Genomic DNA, 15493 nt, shown 5'->3' with positions numbered 1-15493 from the left:
GCGGGGGCCGGGCAGATCGGCACCGGCGTGCGGGCGGGGGCGGTTCGAGGCCGGGGCCGAAGTCGGGCTCGGGGCCGAGGTCGGGGCGTTCGAGGTCGAACGGGCTGAGGTCATGCGCATACCTCCGTGGTGCGGGGTGGGTTCCTGTGTCCTCCATCGATGGTTTCGTCCGGTTCTGCCGGATCCTTGCCCAGGAAACGCCACGGCCCCGAGCGGAAGTTCCAACTCGGGGCCACGACACTACGTTCGGGTGAATCTCCTCAAGCCGCCTTCCGCGCGGCGCGGCGGCTCGGCTACGAGGGCCCGGGGCGGCGCCCCGCCCGGCCGCTCAGACCGGGACCTCGACATGGGTGCGGCCGGCCGGGACCGCCACCGCGGTGCCGCCGGTCGCCTCGGCCAGCCAGGTGTGGAAGTCCGCCACCTCGGGCTCCGGCACGCCCACCTCGATCCGCACCCCGGCTGCCTCGTAGGCGAGATCGCTCACCGCGTACCCGGCCGCCCGCAGGTCGTTCTCCACCCGCCCGGCCCGGACGTGGTCCACCGCCACGGCGAGCAGCGCGACCGGCCGCCGCTCCAGCAGGCCGATCCCGTCCAGCGCCTCCGAGACCGCGCTCCCGTACGCCCGCACCAGGCCGCCCGCGCCGAGCTTGATCCCGCCGAAGTAGCGGGTGACCACGGCGACGGTGTCGGTCAGGCCGCGCCGGCGCAGCACCTCCAGCATCGGCACCCCGGCCGTGCCGCCGGGCTCGCCGTCGTCGCTGGAGCGCTCGCGGCGCTGCTCGTCGCCGACCACGAAGGCGGTGCAGTTGTGCCGGGCGTCCCAGTACTGCTTGCGGATCCCGGCGATGAACGCCTGTGCCTCGTCCTCGTCGGCGACCCGGCCGAGGTGGCAGATGAACCGGGACTTCTTGATCTCGATCTCGTGGCTGCCGGCCCGCCGGATGGTGAGGTACGGCCTGGCACTGGGCTCCGGCGTGGCGGACATGACGCGGTGGTTCTCCCGGGAACGGCGAAGGCTGGCGGCGCACACACCCGGGTCACCGGGGCGGCACTGCCAGCCTAGCCAGTTGGCGCCTGATCGAAGGGGTCGGCGGGATCGGCGGGCCGACCGGGGGCAGCAGGAGCCCGCAGGTGGAGGGGTCAGCGGCCGGCCAGGGCGTCCAGCCGCTCGCGGTCCAGGCCGGTCAGCGCGGTGACCTCGGTGAGGTCGACGGCGCCGCAGTCCAGGCCGCGCAGCAGGTAGCCGCTGAGGGCCCGGGCGGTGGCCGGCTCGTCCATCACGTCGCCGCCCGCCTTGGCGACGTAGGCGGCCAGCCGGGCGGCGGCGGCTGCCAGGCCCTCGCGGTAGAAGGAGTAGACGGCGACGTAGCGGGTCGGCAGGTGCGCCGGGTGCATGTCCCAGCCTTGGTAGTAGGCGCGGGCCAGGGAGCGGCGGACCAGGTCGTGGTGGAGCTTCCAGGCGGCGTGCACCTGCTCGGTGGAGCCGGTCGGGATGACGTTGGTGGAACCGTCGGAGAGCCGGACCCCGGTGCCGGCCGCGGCCACCTGCATAACGGCCTTCGCGTGGTCGGCGGCCGGGTGGTCCATGCTCTGGTACGCCGCACTGACCCCGCAGGAGGCGCTGTAGTCGAAGGTGCCGTAGTGGAGGCCGGTGGCGCGGCCCTCGGAGGCCTCGATCATCCGGGCCACGGTGGCCCGGCCGTCCGGGCCGAGGATGGCCTGGGTGGTCTCGATCTGGATCTCGAAGCCGATCCGGCCGGCGGGCAGCCCGGCCCGGCGCTCGAAGTCCGCCAGCAGTCGGACCAGCGCGGTGACCTGCTCGGCGTAGGTCACCTTGGGCAGGGTGAGGACCAGGCCCTCCGGAAGGCCGCCGCCGGCCAGCAGGGTGGCGAGGAACAGCTCCAGGGTGCGGATGCCGCGGGCCCGGACCGGCGCCTCCATGCACTTGATCCGGATGCCGACGTACGGCGGGGCGCTGCCCTCGGCCACGGCGGCGGTGATCAGCTCGGCCGCGCGGACGGCGGCGGCGTCCTCCTCGGCGTCGGGGCGGGGGCCGTAGCCGTCCTCGAAGTCGATCCGCAGGTCCTCGACCGGCTCGCGCTCCAGCTTGGCGCGGACCCGGGCGTGCACGTCGGCGAGCAGGTCGTCGTCGGCGACGCCGAGGGCACGGGCCAGCTCGGCCGGCGTGCCGGCGTGGGTGTCGAAGGCCGTCAGGGCCTGGCGGCCCCATTCCCGTACGGTGTCGGCGGCGAAGGCGTCGGCCGGGACGTAGACGGTGTGCACCGGCTGCCTGGTCCCGGAGTCGCCCGGGTAGCGGCGCGCCAGGTCGGCGTCGACCGGGGCGAGCAGCGCCTCCACCGCGGCGCGGGCGGCGGTGGAGAAGGACGCCCCGTCCGCCGGCCCGTTTCCGTCGACCTCGACCTGAGACATCCGCACTCCTCCGTGCCGAACCGGCGCTTCAACAATTTGTTGAGGCGAAGGTAGCTCCGGCACGGTCGGGCGTCAATGACCGACCGAGCGCTGGACGGCGGCCGGCCCGGTCAGTCCCTCCCGGCGGCGATGTAGCGGTCGCGCAGCTCCGGGAAGAGCTCGGCGACCTCCTTCGGGTGGACCGAGCCGTCGTGGCCCTTGCCGGTGACGCCGTACTCCCTGGTCAGCCAGTCGGCGAGGCGCTGCGGGTCGGGCTGGTGGCCGTGGCCGTCGATGTACGAGACCAGGGCCTCGTAGGCCAGGTCCGGGTCGAGGCGCGCGGGAGCCGGGAGGGGTGCGGGCTTCTCGGCTTGGACGGGCTCCTCGGCCGGAACCGGCGTCTCGGAGCGGGACGACTGGGCCGACTGCTCCGACGGCCGGGCCTCGCGGGGCTGCTGGTGCTGCTGGTGCTGCGGTTCGACGGGCGGCTGCGAGTGCTGCGGCGCGGCCGGGGGCTGGGGCGCAGGAGGCTGCGGCACCGGGTGCTGGGCCTGCGGCTGGGGCGTGCCGGCGGGGGCCGGTCCGGCAGCGGGCTCGTCGGCCACCGGGCGCGGCGGCTTGAACCAGGGCGAGGCCTGGCCGGGCACCCGGCCACCAGGGGCGGCATCGGTCGGGTGGCCGGTGGTGCGGACCGGGCGCTCGGTCCAGACGTTCAGCTCCTCCCCGCGCGGCTGCGCGGCCACGACCGCCTCGTCCTCCGGCTCATGCGCGGCACGCAGCCGGACGGCGGCCAGCTTGGCCAGCATCGGCGCAGCGACCTCGGCGGGCAGCGGCGCGACGGCGGGGGTGACGGGAGCGGGGGTGGTCGCGGCAGCGGCCTGAGCCGGGTCCGGCGCCTGAGCTGCGGCCTGGACGGGCCCGGGCTGGGCCGGTCCGGCCGGAGCTTGAGCCTGGGTGTGGCTCTGGGTCTGGGCCTGGGCTTGGGCCTGCTGGGCCGGTGCCACCTGCTGCGGGTGCGGGCGCTGCTGAGGCTGACCGGCCGGGGCGCCCGCGGCCGGGCCGATGGCGGCGGTGCGGCCCGCCTGGATACCGAACTCCGGCGCGTCCGGCCGGCCCGTCAGCGTCTCCTCGGCCTCGCGCTCGCGGGCCTCCTCGTCCAGCCGGTCGAGCAGCGACGGGTCCAGCGGAACGCCGAACTTGGCGAGCTTGAGCGGCAGCAGCGCCTGGATCGGCGCCGAGCGGCGCCAGCCGCGGCCGTAGCGGAAGCGCAGCTGGGCCCGGTAGACCAGGCGGTTCTGCTCCAGCCGGATGACCTCGTCGTAGGAGCGGAGCTCCCAGAGCTTCATCCGGCGCCAGAGCCGGAAGGTCGGCACCGGGGAGAGGAGCCAGCGCATCACCCGGACCGACTCCATGTGGCGGTCCGCCGTGATCGCCGCGATCCGGCCGACCGCGTGCCGCGAGGCCTCGACCACGACGACGAAGAGCACCGGGATGACGGCGTGCATGCCCATGCCGAGCGGATCGCCCCAGGAGGCGGCCGCGTTGAAGGCGATGGTGGCGACGGTCAGCAGCCAGGCGGTCTGGCGCAGCATCGGGAAGGGGATCCGCAGCCAGGTCAGCACCAGGTCGAGCGCGAGGAGTACGACGATGCCCGCGTCGACGCCTATCGGGAAGGCGTAGGAGAAGGCGCCGAACCCCTTCTTCTCGGCCAGCTCGCGCACCGCGTTGTACGAGCCCGCGAAACCGATGCCCGAGATGATGCAGGCGCCGGCCGCGACCAGGCCGAGCAGGCCGCGATGAGCCTTGGTGAGCGTTGGGCGTGCCATTACGTCTATCAACCCCTGGATGTCGGCTGCGGCCGTACGCTGCCTCGACTGCCGGGTCCCGCTGGTCGGGCCACCGGACGGCTGAGCAGCCTCCGGGCTCGGCCCACCGGAGTTTACTCGTACACCTGTTTAAGCGTTTCCGCAGCCTGGGGTGGAACGGTACCGGCGCGCCGCACGGAGGCTCGGCGGCGGCCGCGGTGAGGACGGCCCGGTCCGCGGTCCGGCCCGCGGTCCGGCCGGACCGTCAGCGGCTTTGCTCCGCCGTGCCGTTGAGGTAGGTCAGCACGGCCAGCACCCGGCGGTTGGCGTCCTCGTCAGGGGCGAGTTCGAGCTTGGTGAAGATGTTGGCGATGTGCTTGGCGACCGCACCGTCGCTCACCGACAGACGGGCGGCGATCGCCGAGTTGGAACAGCCTTCGGCCATCAGCTCCAGCACCTCGCGCTCGCGCGGGGACAGGCGCAGCAGCGGGCCGGGTCGGCGCGAGGTGGTCTGCATCAGCTTCGCGATCACGTCCGGGTCCATCGCCGTGCCGCCCGCCGCCACCCGCCGGACCGCGTCGATGAACTGCTCGGCGTTGAACACCCGGTCCTTCAGCAGGTAGCCGATCCCGCCGGTGCCGTCGGCCAGCAACTCCCGCGCGTACAGCTGCTGGACGTGCTGCGAGAGCACCAGCACCGGCAGGCCCCGGATCTCCCGGCGAGCCTTGAGCGCGGCCTGCAGGCCCTCGTCGGTGAGCGTCGGAGGCAGCCGGACGTCGACCACGGCCACGTCCGGTCGGTGGGTCAGCAGCGCCTCCAACAGCTCGGGCCCGGTCTCCACCGCCGCGGCAATGGTGAAGCCGTGCGCTTCCAGCAGCCTGATCAGGCCTTCGCGAAGGAGGTAGAGGTCCTCGGCGAGGACAACTCGCACGGCAACTCCAAGGTGATGGTGGTCGGACCGCCCGACGTGCTGTCGATGGCGAGGACACCGTCGAAGGTACCCAATCGCTTCTCGATCCCGCGCAGTCCGGTCCCCCGCGAGGGGTCCGCCACGCCCACGCCGTCGTCCGTCACCGTGACCCGCAGGAAGCCGGCGCGGTACAGGATGTCCACCCACACCTGCTCCGCCTCCGAGTGCTTGGCCGCATTGGCCAGCAGCTCGCAGATGCTGAAGTACACGGCGGCCTCCACCGGCGCCGGCGGCCGGTCCGGCAGGCTGACGACGACCTCGGTCGGGAGCGCGCAGTCCAGCGCCAACGCACGGACGGCGTCGCCCAGTCCGCGCTCGGCTAGCACCGGCGGGTGGATGCCGCGCACCAGGTCCCGCAGCTCCTGCAGGGCCCGGGCCGACGACTGCCGGGCCTCGGCGAGGAGCTCGCGCGCGGCGGCCTGGTCGGTGTCCAGCAGGTGCTCGATGGTGCCCAGCGTCATCCCGATCGCGACCAGCCGCGCCTGGGCGCCGTCGTGCAGGTCCCGCTCGATCCGCCGCAGCTCGGCCGCCTGGTTGCCCGCCGCGTCCGCCCGCGTCTCGGTCAACTCGGCCACCCGCCTGGTCAGCTGGGCGTGCGTCGCCCGGCCGTCCTGGTCCAGCACCCGGCGGGCCACCTCCGCGTACGCGCGCACCGCGAACGGTGCCACGAGTATCCCGGCGACGATCATGGCGGCCCCGAACGCGACGCCCAGCAGGGCGGACACCATCTGCCCGCTCAAGGGACCGAAGCCCTCGCTGGGCGGCACCGGCCCCGACAGGGCGTAGGCGGTGCCCAGCCCGAGCAGGCCCAGCACCGGGCCGGCTAGGGCCAGCGTCAGGAACGGGGTCACCGCGAGCCAGGCCAGCTCGGCGCGGGTGGTCCGGTCCCGCAGCCCCCAGTGGACCAGCTGCGCGTACTTCGCCACCGTCCGCGAGCGGTGGTAGGAGTACCCCGTCCACCAGTGCCCACGCCCGTCCAACTCCAGCCCTGGCTGCGGCTCGTAGCTGGCCGGCAGCCGTGCGCCGAACCAGCGCGCCAGCTGCCCGCGCGTACGGTTCGCAGTCCGGTGGACGTTGGCCGCGGCCACCACGGCACCGACGGCCGCCGCCACGAGGAGGGCGAGGAGGAGCCCCGGCCCGGACTGCTGCAGGAGCCGGGCCGTGATCACCCCCGAGATGACCGCCGCCATCACCGGCAGCACGAACCCCGGCACCGCCGACACCACCAGGACGACCAGTCGCGCCAGCCCCTCACCGCCGGCCGCGAAGGCCGCCTGGGTCTGCGCACGTACGGACGTGCCGCTCGCACGACTCGCTGTTGTCACGGGAAACTCCTGATGCCGCCGGTAACCGATCGTTCTCCATCAGTGTTCACGAACCCTCCACTCCCCACACTGGCCATGACACCCCAATTCCGAGGTGGACCTAGGTCCACCTGCAGTGGGGTGCAGCACCACTGACCCGGGCCGACTGATCCCGGCTGGCACTGACGCAAGTCCTGAGCAGTTCATTCAGGTCCGGAAATGCGAAGAACCCCCATCCGGGATCCGGATGGGGGTTCTTCAGAAGAATTGTTCGGCGGCGTCCTACTCTCCCACAGGGTCCCCCCTGCAGTACCATCGGCGCTGTGAGGCTTAGCTTCCGGGTTCGGAATGTAACCGGGCGTTTCCCTCACGCTATGACCACCGAAACACTATGAAACTATCCGACCCGCCGACAGGGCGGTCGTTGTTTCAGAACAACACAGTGGACGCGAGCAACTGAGGACAAGCCCTCGGCCTATTAGTACCGGTCAACTCCACCCCTCACAGGGCTTCCATATCCGGCCTATCAACCCAGTCGTCTACTGGGAGCCTTACCCTCTCAAGGAGGTGGGAGTGCTCATCTCGAAGCAGGCTTCCCGCTTAGATGCTTTCAGCGGTTATCCCTCCCGAACGTAGCCAACCAGCCATGCCCTTGGCAGGACAACTGGCACACCAGAGGTTCGTCCGTCCCGGTCCTCTCGTACTAGGGACAGCCCTTCTCAACACTCCTACGCGCACAGCGGATAGGGACCGAACTGTCTCACGACGTTCTAAACCCAGCTCGCGTACCGCTTTAATGGGCGAACAGCCCAACCCTTGGGACCTACTCCAGCCCCAGGATGCGACGAGCCGACATCGAGGTGCCAAACCATCCCGTCGATATGGACTCTTGGGGAAGATCAGCCTGTTATCCCCGGGGTACCTTTTATCCGTTGAGCGACGGCGCTTCCACAAGCCACCGCCGGATCACTAGTCCCTACTTTCGTACCTGCTCGACCCGTCAGTCTCACAGTCAAGCTCCCTTGTGCACTTACACTCAACACCTGATTGCCAACCAGGCTGAGGGAACCTTTGGGCGCCTCCGTTACCCTTTAGGAGGCAACCGCCCCAGTTAAACTACCCACCAGACACTGTCCCTGATCCGGATCACGGACCCAGGTTAGACATCCAGCACGACCAGAGTGGTATTTCAACGACGACTCCACAACAACTGGCGTTGCCGCTTCAAAGTCTCCCACCTATCCTACACAAGCCGAACCGAACACCAATATCAAGCTATAGTAAAGGTCCCGGGGTCTTTCCGTCCTGCTGCGCGAAACGAGCATCTTTACTCGTAATGCAATTTCACCGGGCCTATGGTTGAGACAGTCGAGAAGTCGTTACGCCATTCGTGCAGGTCGGAACTTACCCGACAAGGAATTTCGCTACCTTAGGATGGTTATAGTTACCACCGCCGTTTACTGGCGCTTAAGTTCTCAGCTTCGCCTGGACGAATCCAAGCTAACCGGTCCCCTTAACGTTCCAGCACCGGGCAGGCGTCAGTCCGTATACATCGCCTTACGGCTTCGCACGGACCTGTGTTTTTAGTAAACAGTCGCTTCTCGCTGGTCTCTGCGGCCACCCCCAGCTCAAGGCGCAAGGCCCGTCACCAGGAATGGCCCCCCTTCTCCCGAAGTTACGGGGGCATTTTGCCGAGTTCCTTAACCATAGTTCACCCGAACGCCTCGGTATTCTCTACCTGACCACCTGAGTCGGTTTGGGGTACGGGCCGCCATGAAACTCGCTAGAGGCTTTTCTCGACAGCATAGGATCATCCACTTCACCACAATCGGCTCGGCATCAGGTCTCAGCCTTAATGTGAGGCGGATTTGCCTACCTCACGGCCTACACCCTTACCCCGGGACAACCACCGCCCGGGCTGGACTACCTTCCTGCGTCACCCCATCGCTCACCTACTACCCCGTTGGGTCACCGGCTCCACCACGTCCCATTGTCCGAAGACTCCGGGCCGGCTTCACGGGCTTAGCATCAAGAGGTTCAGCGTTGGCGCTTCAAAGCGGGTACGGGAATATCAACCCGTTGTCCATCGACTACGCCTGTCGGCCTCGCCTTAGGTCCCGACTTACCCTGGGCAGATCAGCTTGACCCAGGAACCCTTGGTCAATCGGCGCAAGAGTTTCCCACTCTTGTATCGCTACTCATGCCTGCATTCTCACTCGTATACCGTCCACGACTGGTTTCCACCGCCGCTTCACCCGGCACACGACGCTCCCCTACCCATCACAGCAGGCGTTGGCCCTCAATGCTGCAATGACACGACTTCGGTGATGTGCTTGAGCCCCGCTACATTGTCGGCGCGGAATCACTTGACCAGTGAGCTATTACGCACTCTTTCAAGGGTGGCTGCTTCTAAGCCAACCTCCTGGTTGTCTCTGCGACTCCACATCCTTTCCCACTTAGCACACGCTTAGGGACCTTAGTCGGTGTTCTGGGCTGTTTCCCTCTCGACCATGGAGCTTATCCCCCACAGTCTCACTGCCACGCTCTCACTTACCGGCATTCGGAGTTTGGCTAAGGTCAGTAACCCGGTAAGGCCCATCGCCTATCCAGTGCTCTACCTCCGGCAAGAAACACGTGACGCTGCACCTAAATGCATTTCGGGGAGAACCAGCTATCACGGAGTTTGATTGGCCTTTCACCCCTAACCACAGGTCATCCCCCAGGTTTTCAACCCTGGTGGGTTCGGTCCTCCACACGGTCTTACCCGCGCTTCAACCTGCCCATGGCTAGATCACTCCGCTTCGGGTCTTGGGCATGCAACTGAGTCGCCCTATTCGGACTCGCTTTCGCTACGGCTACCCCACACGGGTTAACCTCGCTACACACCGCAAACTCGCAGGCTCATTCTTCAAAAGGCACGCAGTCACGGCCCACCAGCAAGCTGATGAACGACGCTCCCACGGCTTGTAGGCACACGGTTTCAGGTACTATTTCACTCCGCTCCCGCGGTACTTTTCACCATTCCCTCACGGTACTATCCGCTATCGGTCACCAGGGAATATTTAGGCTTAGCGGGTGGTCCCGCCAGATTCACACGGGATTTCTCGGGCCCCGTGCTACTTGGGAGATGAGCAAGCAAGCCGTACAGATTTCGTCTACGGGGGTCTTACCCTCTACGCCGGACCTTTCGCATGTCCTTCGACTACCCATACGGTTTCTGACTCGCCCAGCCGCCGGCAGACGACTGAAGCTCATTCCCACAACCCCGCAATGGCAACCCCTGCCGGGTCTCACACCAAAACGGTTTAGCCTCATCCAGTTTCGCTCGCCACTACTCCCGGAATCACGGTTGTTTTCTCTTCCTGCGGGTACTGAGATGTTTCACTTCCCCGCGTTCCCTCCACACTGCCTATGTGTTCAGCAGCGGGTGACAGCCCATGACGACTGCCGGGTTTCCCCATTCGGAAACCCCCGGATCAAAGCCTGGTTGACGGCTCCCCGGGGACTATCGTGGCCTCCCACGTCCTTCATCGGTTCCTGGTGCCAAGGCATCCACCGTGCGCCCTTAAAAACTTGGCCACAGATGCTCGCGTCCACTGTGCAGTTCTCAAACAACGACCAGTCACACACCCTCAATGATCCGAAGACCACCTCAAGTGAGGCCGGCAACCACTGAGACAACGGTTACCCGTTCCCTCAGGACCCAACAACGTGCCCGACACAGTCAATCCCGGAAGCGTTCCACGCCGAAGCAGTACTAGCAGTCCGATCTCTTCCTGTGCCGAATAGTCAACGTTCCACCCATGAGCGAGCACTCCGGGACATTCGCCCGAAGCTGCTATGTGCTCCTTAGAAAGGAGGTGATCCAGCCGCACCTTCCGGTACGGCTACCTTGTTACGACTTCGTCCCAATCGCTGGTCCCACCTTCGACGGCTCCTCCCCTTACGGGTTAGGCCACCGGCTTCGGGTGTTACCGACTTTCGTGACGTGACGGGCGGTGTGTACAAGGCCCGGGAACGTATTCACCGCAGCATGCTGATCTGCGATTACTAGCAACTCCAACTTCATGGGGTCGAGTTGCAGACCCCAATCCGAACTGAGGCCGGCTTTTTGGGATTCGCTCCGCCTCACGGCATCGCAGCCCTTTGTACCGACCATTGTAGCACGTGTGCAGCCCAAGACATAAGGGGCATGATGATTTGACGTCGTCCCCACCTTCCTCCGAGTTGACCCCGGCAGTCTCCTGTGAGTCCCCATCACCCCGAAAGGCATGCTGGCAACACAGAACAAGGGTTGCGCTCGTTGCGGGACTTAACCCAACATCTCACGACACGAGCTGACGACAACCATGCACCACCTGTATACCGACCACAAGGGGGCGACTATCTCTAGCCGTTTCCGATATATGTCAAGCCTTGGTAAGGTTCTTCGCGTTGCGTCGAATTAAGCCACATGCTCCGCTGCTTGTGCGGGCCCCCGTCAATTCCTTTGAGTTTTAGCCTTGCGGCCGTACTCCCCAGGCGGGGAACTTAATGCGTTAGCTGCGGCACCGACGACGTGGAATGTCGCCAACACCTAGTTCCCAACGTTTACGGCGTGGACTACCAGGGTATCTAATCCTGTTCGCTCCCCACGCTTTCGCTCCTCAGCGTCAGTAATGGCCCAGAGATCCGCCTTCGCCACCGGTGTTCCTCCTGATATCTGCGCATTTCACCGCTACACCAGGAATTCCGATCTCCCCTACCACACTCTAGCCTGCCCGTATCGAATGCAGACCCGGGGTTAAGCCCCGGGCTTTCACATCCGACGCGACAGGCCGCCTACGAGCTCTTTACGCCCAATAATTCCGGACAACGCTCGCACCCTACGTATTACCGCGGCTGCTGGCACGTAGTTAGCCGGTGCTTCTTCTGCAGGTACCGTCACTTGCGCTTCTTCCCTGCTGAAAGAGGTTTACAACCCGAAGGCCGTCATCCCTCACGCGGCGTCGCTGCATCAGGCTTGCGCCCATTGTGCAATATTCCCCACTGCTGCCTCCCGTAGGAGTCTGGGCCGTGTCTCAGTCCCAGTGTGGCCGGTCGCCCTCTCAGGCCGGCTACCCGTCGTCGCCTTGGTAGGCCATTACCCCACCAACAAGCTGATAGGCCGCGGGCTCATCCTGCACCGCCGGAGCTTTCCACCAACCCCCATGCGGAGGAAGGTCATATCCGGTATTAGACCCCGTTTCCAGGGCTTGTCCCAGAGTGCAGGGCAGATTGCCCACGTGTTACTCACCCGTTCGCCACTGATCCACCCCGAAGGGCTTCACCGTTCGACTTGCATGTGTTAAGCACGCCGCCAGCGTTCGTCCTGAGCCAGGATCAAACTCTCCGTGAATGTCTACCCGTAATCGGGTGGCACTCGCGTTGAGCGGCACGGCAACCACCGGAATAGGGTGATCCCGCGCACTGCGTCCTCGCTAGTGTTATTTCAAAAGGAATCTCCAACCCCAGGAAACCTGAGGCCGGGGATGTCAACATATCTGGCGTTGACTTTTGGCACGCTGTTGAGTTCTCAAGGAACGGACGCTTCCTTCGGACCGCCTTCCAGCGGACCCTCCGGGCTTCGTTCTTTCGTGTTCCCAGCTTATCAGATGATTTCCGCTCCGTTTCCGGGGCTTCGTTCATCCAACTCGCCGGTGTCTTCCGGGGTTTGACGCCCCGTCCGACGTTCCAAACTCTAGCCGATCCCCGCTCCGAGAAGCGAATCCAGCCGCAATCCGATAAAACGAACACGCCGAATAGCGCCGAGCCGCTGAGCGTAAAAACGCATAAACGACCCAGCCCGAGCCGGGAAGTGGTGTTTCAAGGGATTGGCCGCCCCGGGACCGTCCGCGCCGATGCGTGTCCGGTGCTCCCTGCCGAGCGACTAGAGAACACTACCCCTGTCTGGTGCCGGAGGCAAACCGGTCCCGGGGACGGTCCGGGTGCAGAGTGCGCGGCCGGGCTTCACGTACTCGCCGTTGGGGTGGTCGTTGCCGGTGACCCAGTGGCGGGCGGTGGCCTCGTCGCGGCCGCCGTCGCGGTGGCGGCCGAGCAGGCGTTCCTCGCGGACGGCGTCGTCGGTGTGCACGTACCAGAGTTCGCGCAGCAGGCGGCGGGCCTCCGGCCACGGGGTGTCGGAGGAGGCGAGGTAGTTGCCCTCGGTGATGACGAGGCGGGTGTGGGGCCGGATCACGTGGCGGGCGGCGACCGGTTCGTCCAGCGTTCGGTCGAAGTCCGGGACGTAGATGTCCTGGAAGCGGTCGGCGGTGACGCGGCGCAGCAGGGCGACGTAGCCGTGGGCGTCAAAGGTGGCCGGGGCTCCCTTGCGGTGGGTCAGGCCGAGGCGGTGGAGCTGGGCGCCGGAGAGGTGGAAGCCGTCGAGCGGGAGGTAGGCGGCGGTGCCGGGTCCTTCGATGCGCTCGACCTGGGCCACCAGGTGGCGGGCCAGGGTGGACTTGCCGGCGCCGGGCGGGCCGGCAAGTCCGAGGATCGTACGGGCGTTGCTGCCCGGGCCGCGGAGGAAGCCGAGGGCAAGGGCGGTGAGGCGGTCCTCGTTCATGGCCGCACCCTACTCACCCGGCGGGCGCCCGGACCCGCCCCAGCCGGGCCCGGGGTGCAGTGGTCAGCGAAGCCGCTCGGCCAGTGGTCAGCGGGGCCGCTCGGCGAGGGCGGGACGGTCCAGGGTGAGCGTGCCGGCGTCCGCGTCGAGGAGGGCGGGGAGGCCCAGCGGGACGGTGAGGGTGGAGGGGCAATGGCCGAAGCCCAGTTCCCAGAGCACCGGTACGCCGAGTCCGCCGAGCCGGTCGAGCATCACCTCGCGGACCCGCTCGGGCCGTCCGCAGCCCTCCCAGGAGCCGAGGGCTATGCCGGCCACGCCGTCGAGGGCGCCGGAGCGCAGGAACTGGGTGAGGAGGCGGTCCAGTTGGTACGGGTGCTCGTTGACGTCCTCCAGCACCAGGATGCTGCCCGCGTACGAGGGCCGGGCGGCGGGTGTGCCGCGTTCGGCGGCGAGGACGTGGACGCAGCCTCCGGCCGTGACGCCACGGGCCCGGCCGGGGACGAGCGGTTCGGCCGTGGGCGAGGTGAGGACGGTGGTGGCGGCGGGGTCGAAGAGGGTGCGGCGCAGGTGCTCGGCGGTAGGGCCGTCGGAGACGAAGGAGGCGCCGGTGGCCAGCGGACCGTACAGGGTGGCGAGGCCGAGGTGCCGGGCGAAGGCCTCGTGCAGGGAGCTGACGTCGCTGAAGCCGATGAAGGGCTTGGGCCGTGCGGCGCGCATGGCCGTCCAGTCGAGCAGGTCGACCATCCGGTGCACGCCATAGCCTCCGCGGGCGCAGATGACGGCGTCGACGGTGGGGTCGAGCCAGGCGGACTGGAGGTCGGCGGCGCGGTCGGCGTCGGTGCCGGCCAGGTAGCCGAGGGTGGGGTGGGTGTCGAGGACGTGCGGGGCGACCGTGACGCGCAGCCCCCAGGAGCGGAGGATCGCGCAGCCGGCGGTGAGGCGTTCGGGTTCGATCGGGCCGCTGGTGGCGACGACGACGATGTGGTCGCCGGGGCGCAGCTGCGACGGGCGGGTCAGCCCCTGGCCGGGAGTGGTCGGGTGCTGGTCCATGGGCCGGGCCGCCTTTCGGGCGCGGGGGGGGAGGGGTTCACGGGCGGCCGCGGCGTGTTCGCGGCCGCCCGTGACGATATGCCCCCGCGTCAACCGGCCGATGTCTGCGGGTCGGTGTCCCACGGCCGCCTGGGGCGGCGGGGAAGCCGGCGGGTGCGGCGGGTGCGGCGGGTGCGGCGGGGCAGGGGCTCTTCAGACCGCCCCCATCACCTCCCGTACCTCGGCGAGGGTGGCGTCGGCGACGGCGTTGGCGCGCTCGGCGCCGTCGTGCAGGACCCGCCGCAGGTGGCCGCGGTCGGCGGCGAGTTCGGTGCGGCGGGCGCGCATCGGGCGGAGGTACTCGTTGACGGACTCGGTGACGGTGCGCTTGAGCGCGGCGGCGCCGCCGTCACCGATCTCCTCGGCGACGGCCTCGGGGGCGCGGTCCTGGCAGAGCGCGGCGAGCAGGACGAGGCCGGAGACCCCGGGGCGGTCGACCGGGTCGTAGCCGATGTGCCGGTCGGTGTCGGTCCTGGCGCCGCGGATGATCCGGGCGGTCTCGTCCGCGGTGGCGCCGAGGGGGATGGCGTTGCCCCGGCTCTTGCTCATCTTGCCGCCGTCGGTGCCGAGCAGCATCGGGGCCTCCGAGAGCAGGGCCTGCGGGAGGGGGAAGACGGTGCTGCCGTCGGCGTGCGGGTAGCGCTCGTTGAAGCGGCGGGCGACGGTGCGGGCCACTTCGAGGTGGGGCAGCTGGTCCTGGCCGACCGGGACGAGGTCGGCCTTGCAGAAGAGGATGTCGGCGGCCTGGTGGACGGGGTAGGTGAACATCAGCCCGCTGACGGAGGACTGCCGGGAGTGGGCGATCTCGTCCTTGACGGTGGGGTTGCGGTTCAGTTCGGCGACGCTGACCAGGCTGAGGAAGGGCAGCAGCAGCTGGTTGAGGGCGGGGACGGCGCTGTGCGCGAAGATCGTGGCCCGCTCGGGGTCGAGGCCGGCCGCGAGGTAGTCGAGGACGAGGCTCTCGGTGTGTTCGGCCAGCCGGTCGGCGATGTCGCGGTCGGTGATGACCTGGTAGTCGGCGACCACGACGAACATCTCGACGCCCTGGTCCTGCAGGAGGACGCGGTTGCGCAGGGTGCCGAAGTAGTGGCCGAGGTGGAGCGGGCCGGTGGGGCGGTCCCCGGTGAGGACGCGGTGCGCGGTCGGGTCGTCGATGCGGACGGGACCGGCGGCGGCAGGGGCAGTGGTGGCGGCAGCAGCACGGGCAGCGGCGGTGATGGTCTCGGCGGTCAAGGGTCCTCCTCGGTACGGCGGTGGTCGCGGCCGTCCGGGGCGAGGGGCCCTTTCCCGCGGGGAGCGGGGGAAACGCGACAGGACCGTCCATCCCGGACGG

At 68.1% G+C, this 15493-nt stretch carries 8 protein-coding genes and 3 rRNA genes; all 11 read right to left on the bottom strand.

The features are described from left to right. Positions 1-328: 328 nt before the first annotated feature. On the bottom strand, positions 329-985 hold the full coding sequence (locus CRP52_RS21245) for a YigZ family protein (protein ID WP_097237833.1): 657 nt from the start codon (positions 983-985) through the stop codon (positions 329-331). 155 nt (positions 986-1140) lie between these two features. Further along, a complete protein-coding gene (locus tag CRP52_RS21240) occupies positions 1141-2430 on the bottom strand; it encodes a DUF6986 family protein (protein ID WP_097237832.1) in 1290 nt (429 codons plus the stop codon). Positions 2431-2540: 110 nt separating this feature from the next. Then, a complete protein-coding gene (locus tag CRP52_RS39730) occupies positions 2541-4235 on the bottom strand; it encodes a DUF2637 domain-containing protein (RefSeq protein ID WP_097237831.1) in 1695 nt (564 codons plus the stop codon). A gap of 244 nt (positions 4236-4479) precedes the next feature. Beyond that, a complete protein-coding gene (locus CRP52_RS21230; protein WP_097237830.1) occupies positions 4480-5145 on the bottom strand; it encodes a response regulator transcription factor in 666 nt (221 codons plus the stop codon). Continuing rightward, positions 5097-6509, bottom strand: coding sequence for a sensor histidine kinase (locus CRP52_RS21225; RefSeq protein WP_257032777.1), 1413 nt, complete (start codon positions 6507-6509; stop codon positions 5097-5099). Before CRP52_RS21225 ends, CRP52_RS21230 begins: the two co-directional genes overlap by 49 nt. A gap of 248 nt (positions 6510-6757) precedes the next feature. Next, a 5S ribosomal RNA gene (gene rrf, locus CRP52_RS21220) occupies positions 6758-6874 on the bottom strand. Positions 6875-6946: 72 nt separating this feature from the next. Then, positions 6947-10067, bottom strand: a 23S ribosomal RNA gene (locus CRP52_RS21215). A gap of 274 nt (positions 10068-10341) precedes the next feature. Beyond that, positions 10342-11865 (bottom strand): 16S ribosomal RNA (locus CRP52_RS21210). Together the 16S, 23S and 5S rRNA genes form the textbook arrangement of a ribosomal RNA operon. 531 nt (positions 11866-12396) lie before the next feature. Continuing rightward, complete coding sequence (locus CRP52_RS21200) at positions 12397-13071, bottom strand: nucleoside/nucleotide kinase family protein (RefSeq protein WP_097237829.1); 675 nt, start codon at positions 13069-13071, stop codon at positions 12397-12399. 87 nt (positions 13072-13158) lie between these two features. Next, a complete protein-coding gene (locus CRP52_RS21195) occupies positions 13159-14121 on the bottom strand; it encodes a S66 peptidase family protein (RefSeq protein WP_097237828.1) in 963 nt (320 codons plus the stop codon). A gap of 192 nt (positions 14122-14313) precedes the next feature. Next, a complete protein-coding gene (gene trpS / locus CRP52_RS21190; protein WP_097237827.1) occupies positions 14314-15393 on the bottom strand; it encodes a tryptophan--tRNA ligase in 1080 nt (359 codons plus the stop codon). Positions 15394-15493 lie beyond the last annotated feature (100 nt).

Origin of the sequence: Streptomyces sp. 1331.2, assembly GCF_900199205.1 — a bacterium.
Lineage (GTDB): Bacteria > Actinomycetota > Actinomycetes > Streptomycetales > Streptomycetaceae > Kitasatospora.
The sequence above is the reverse complement of the archived record's forward strand: the minus strand, read 5'-3'. Positions and strand labels throughout refer to the sequence as shown.

Coding starts and splice junctions, on each gene's coding strand:
- CRP52_RS21245 (WP_097237833.1), bottom strand. CDS start 985: ATGTCCGCCACGCCGGAGCCCAGTGCCAGGCCGTACCTCACCATCCGG.
- CRP52_RS21240 (WP_097237832.1), bottom strand. CDS start 2,430: ATGTCTCAGGTCGAGGTCGACGGAAACGGGCCGGCGGACGGGGCGTCC.
- CRP52_RS39730 (WP_097237831.1), bottom strand. CDS start 4,235: ATGGCACGCCCAACGCTCACCAAGGCTCATCGCGGCCTGCTCGGCCTG.
- CRP52_RS21200 (WP_097237829.1), bottom strand. CDS start 13,071: ATGAACGAGGACCGCCTCACCGCCCTTGCCCTCGGCTTCCTCCGCGGC.
- CRP52_RS21195 (WP_097237828.1), bottom strand. CDS start 14,121: ATGGACCAGCACCCGACCACTCCCGGCCAGGGGCTGACCCGCCCGTCG.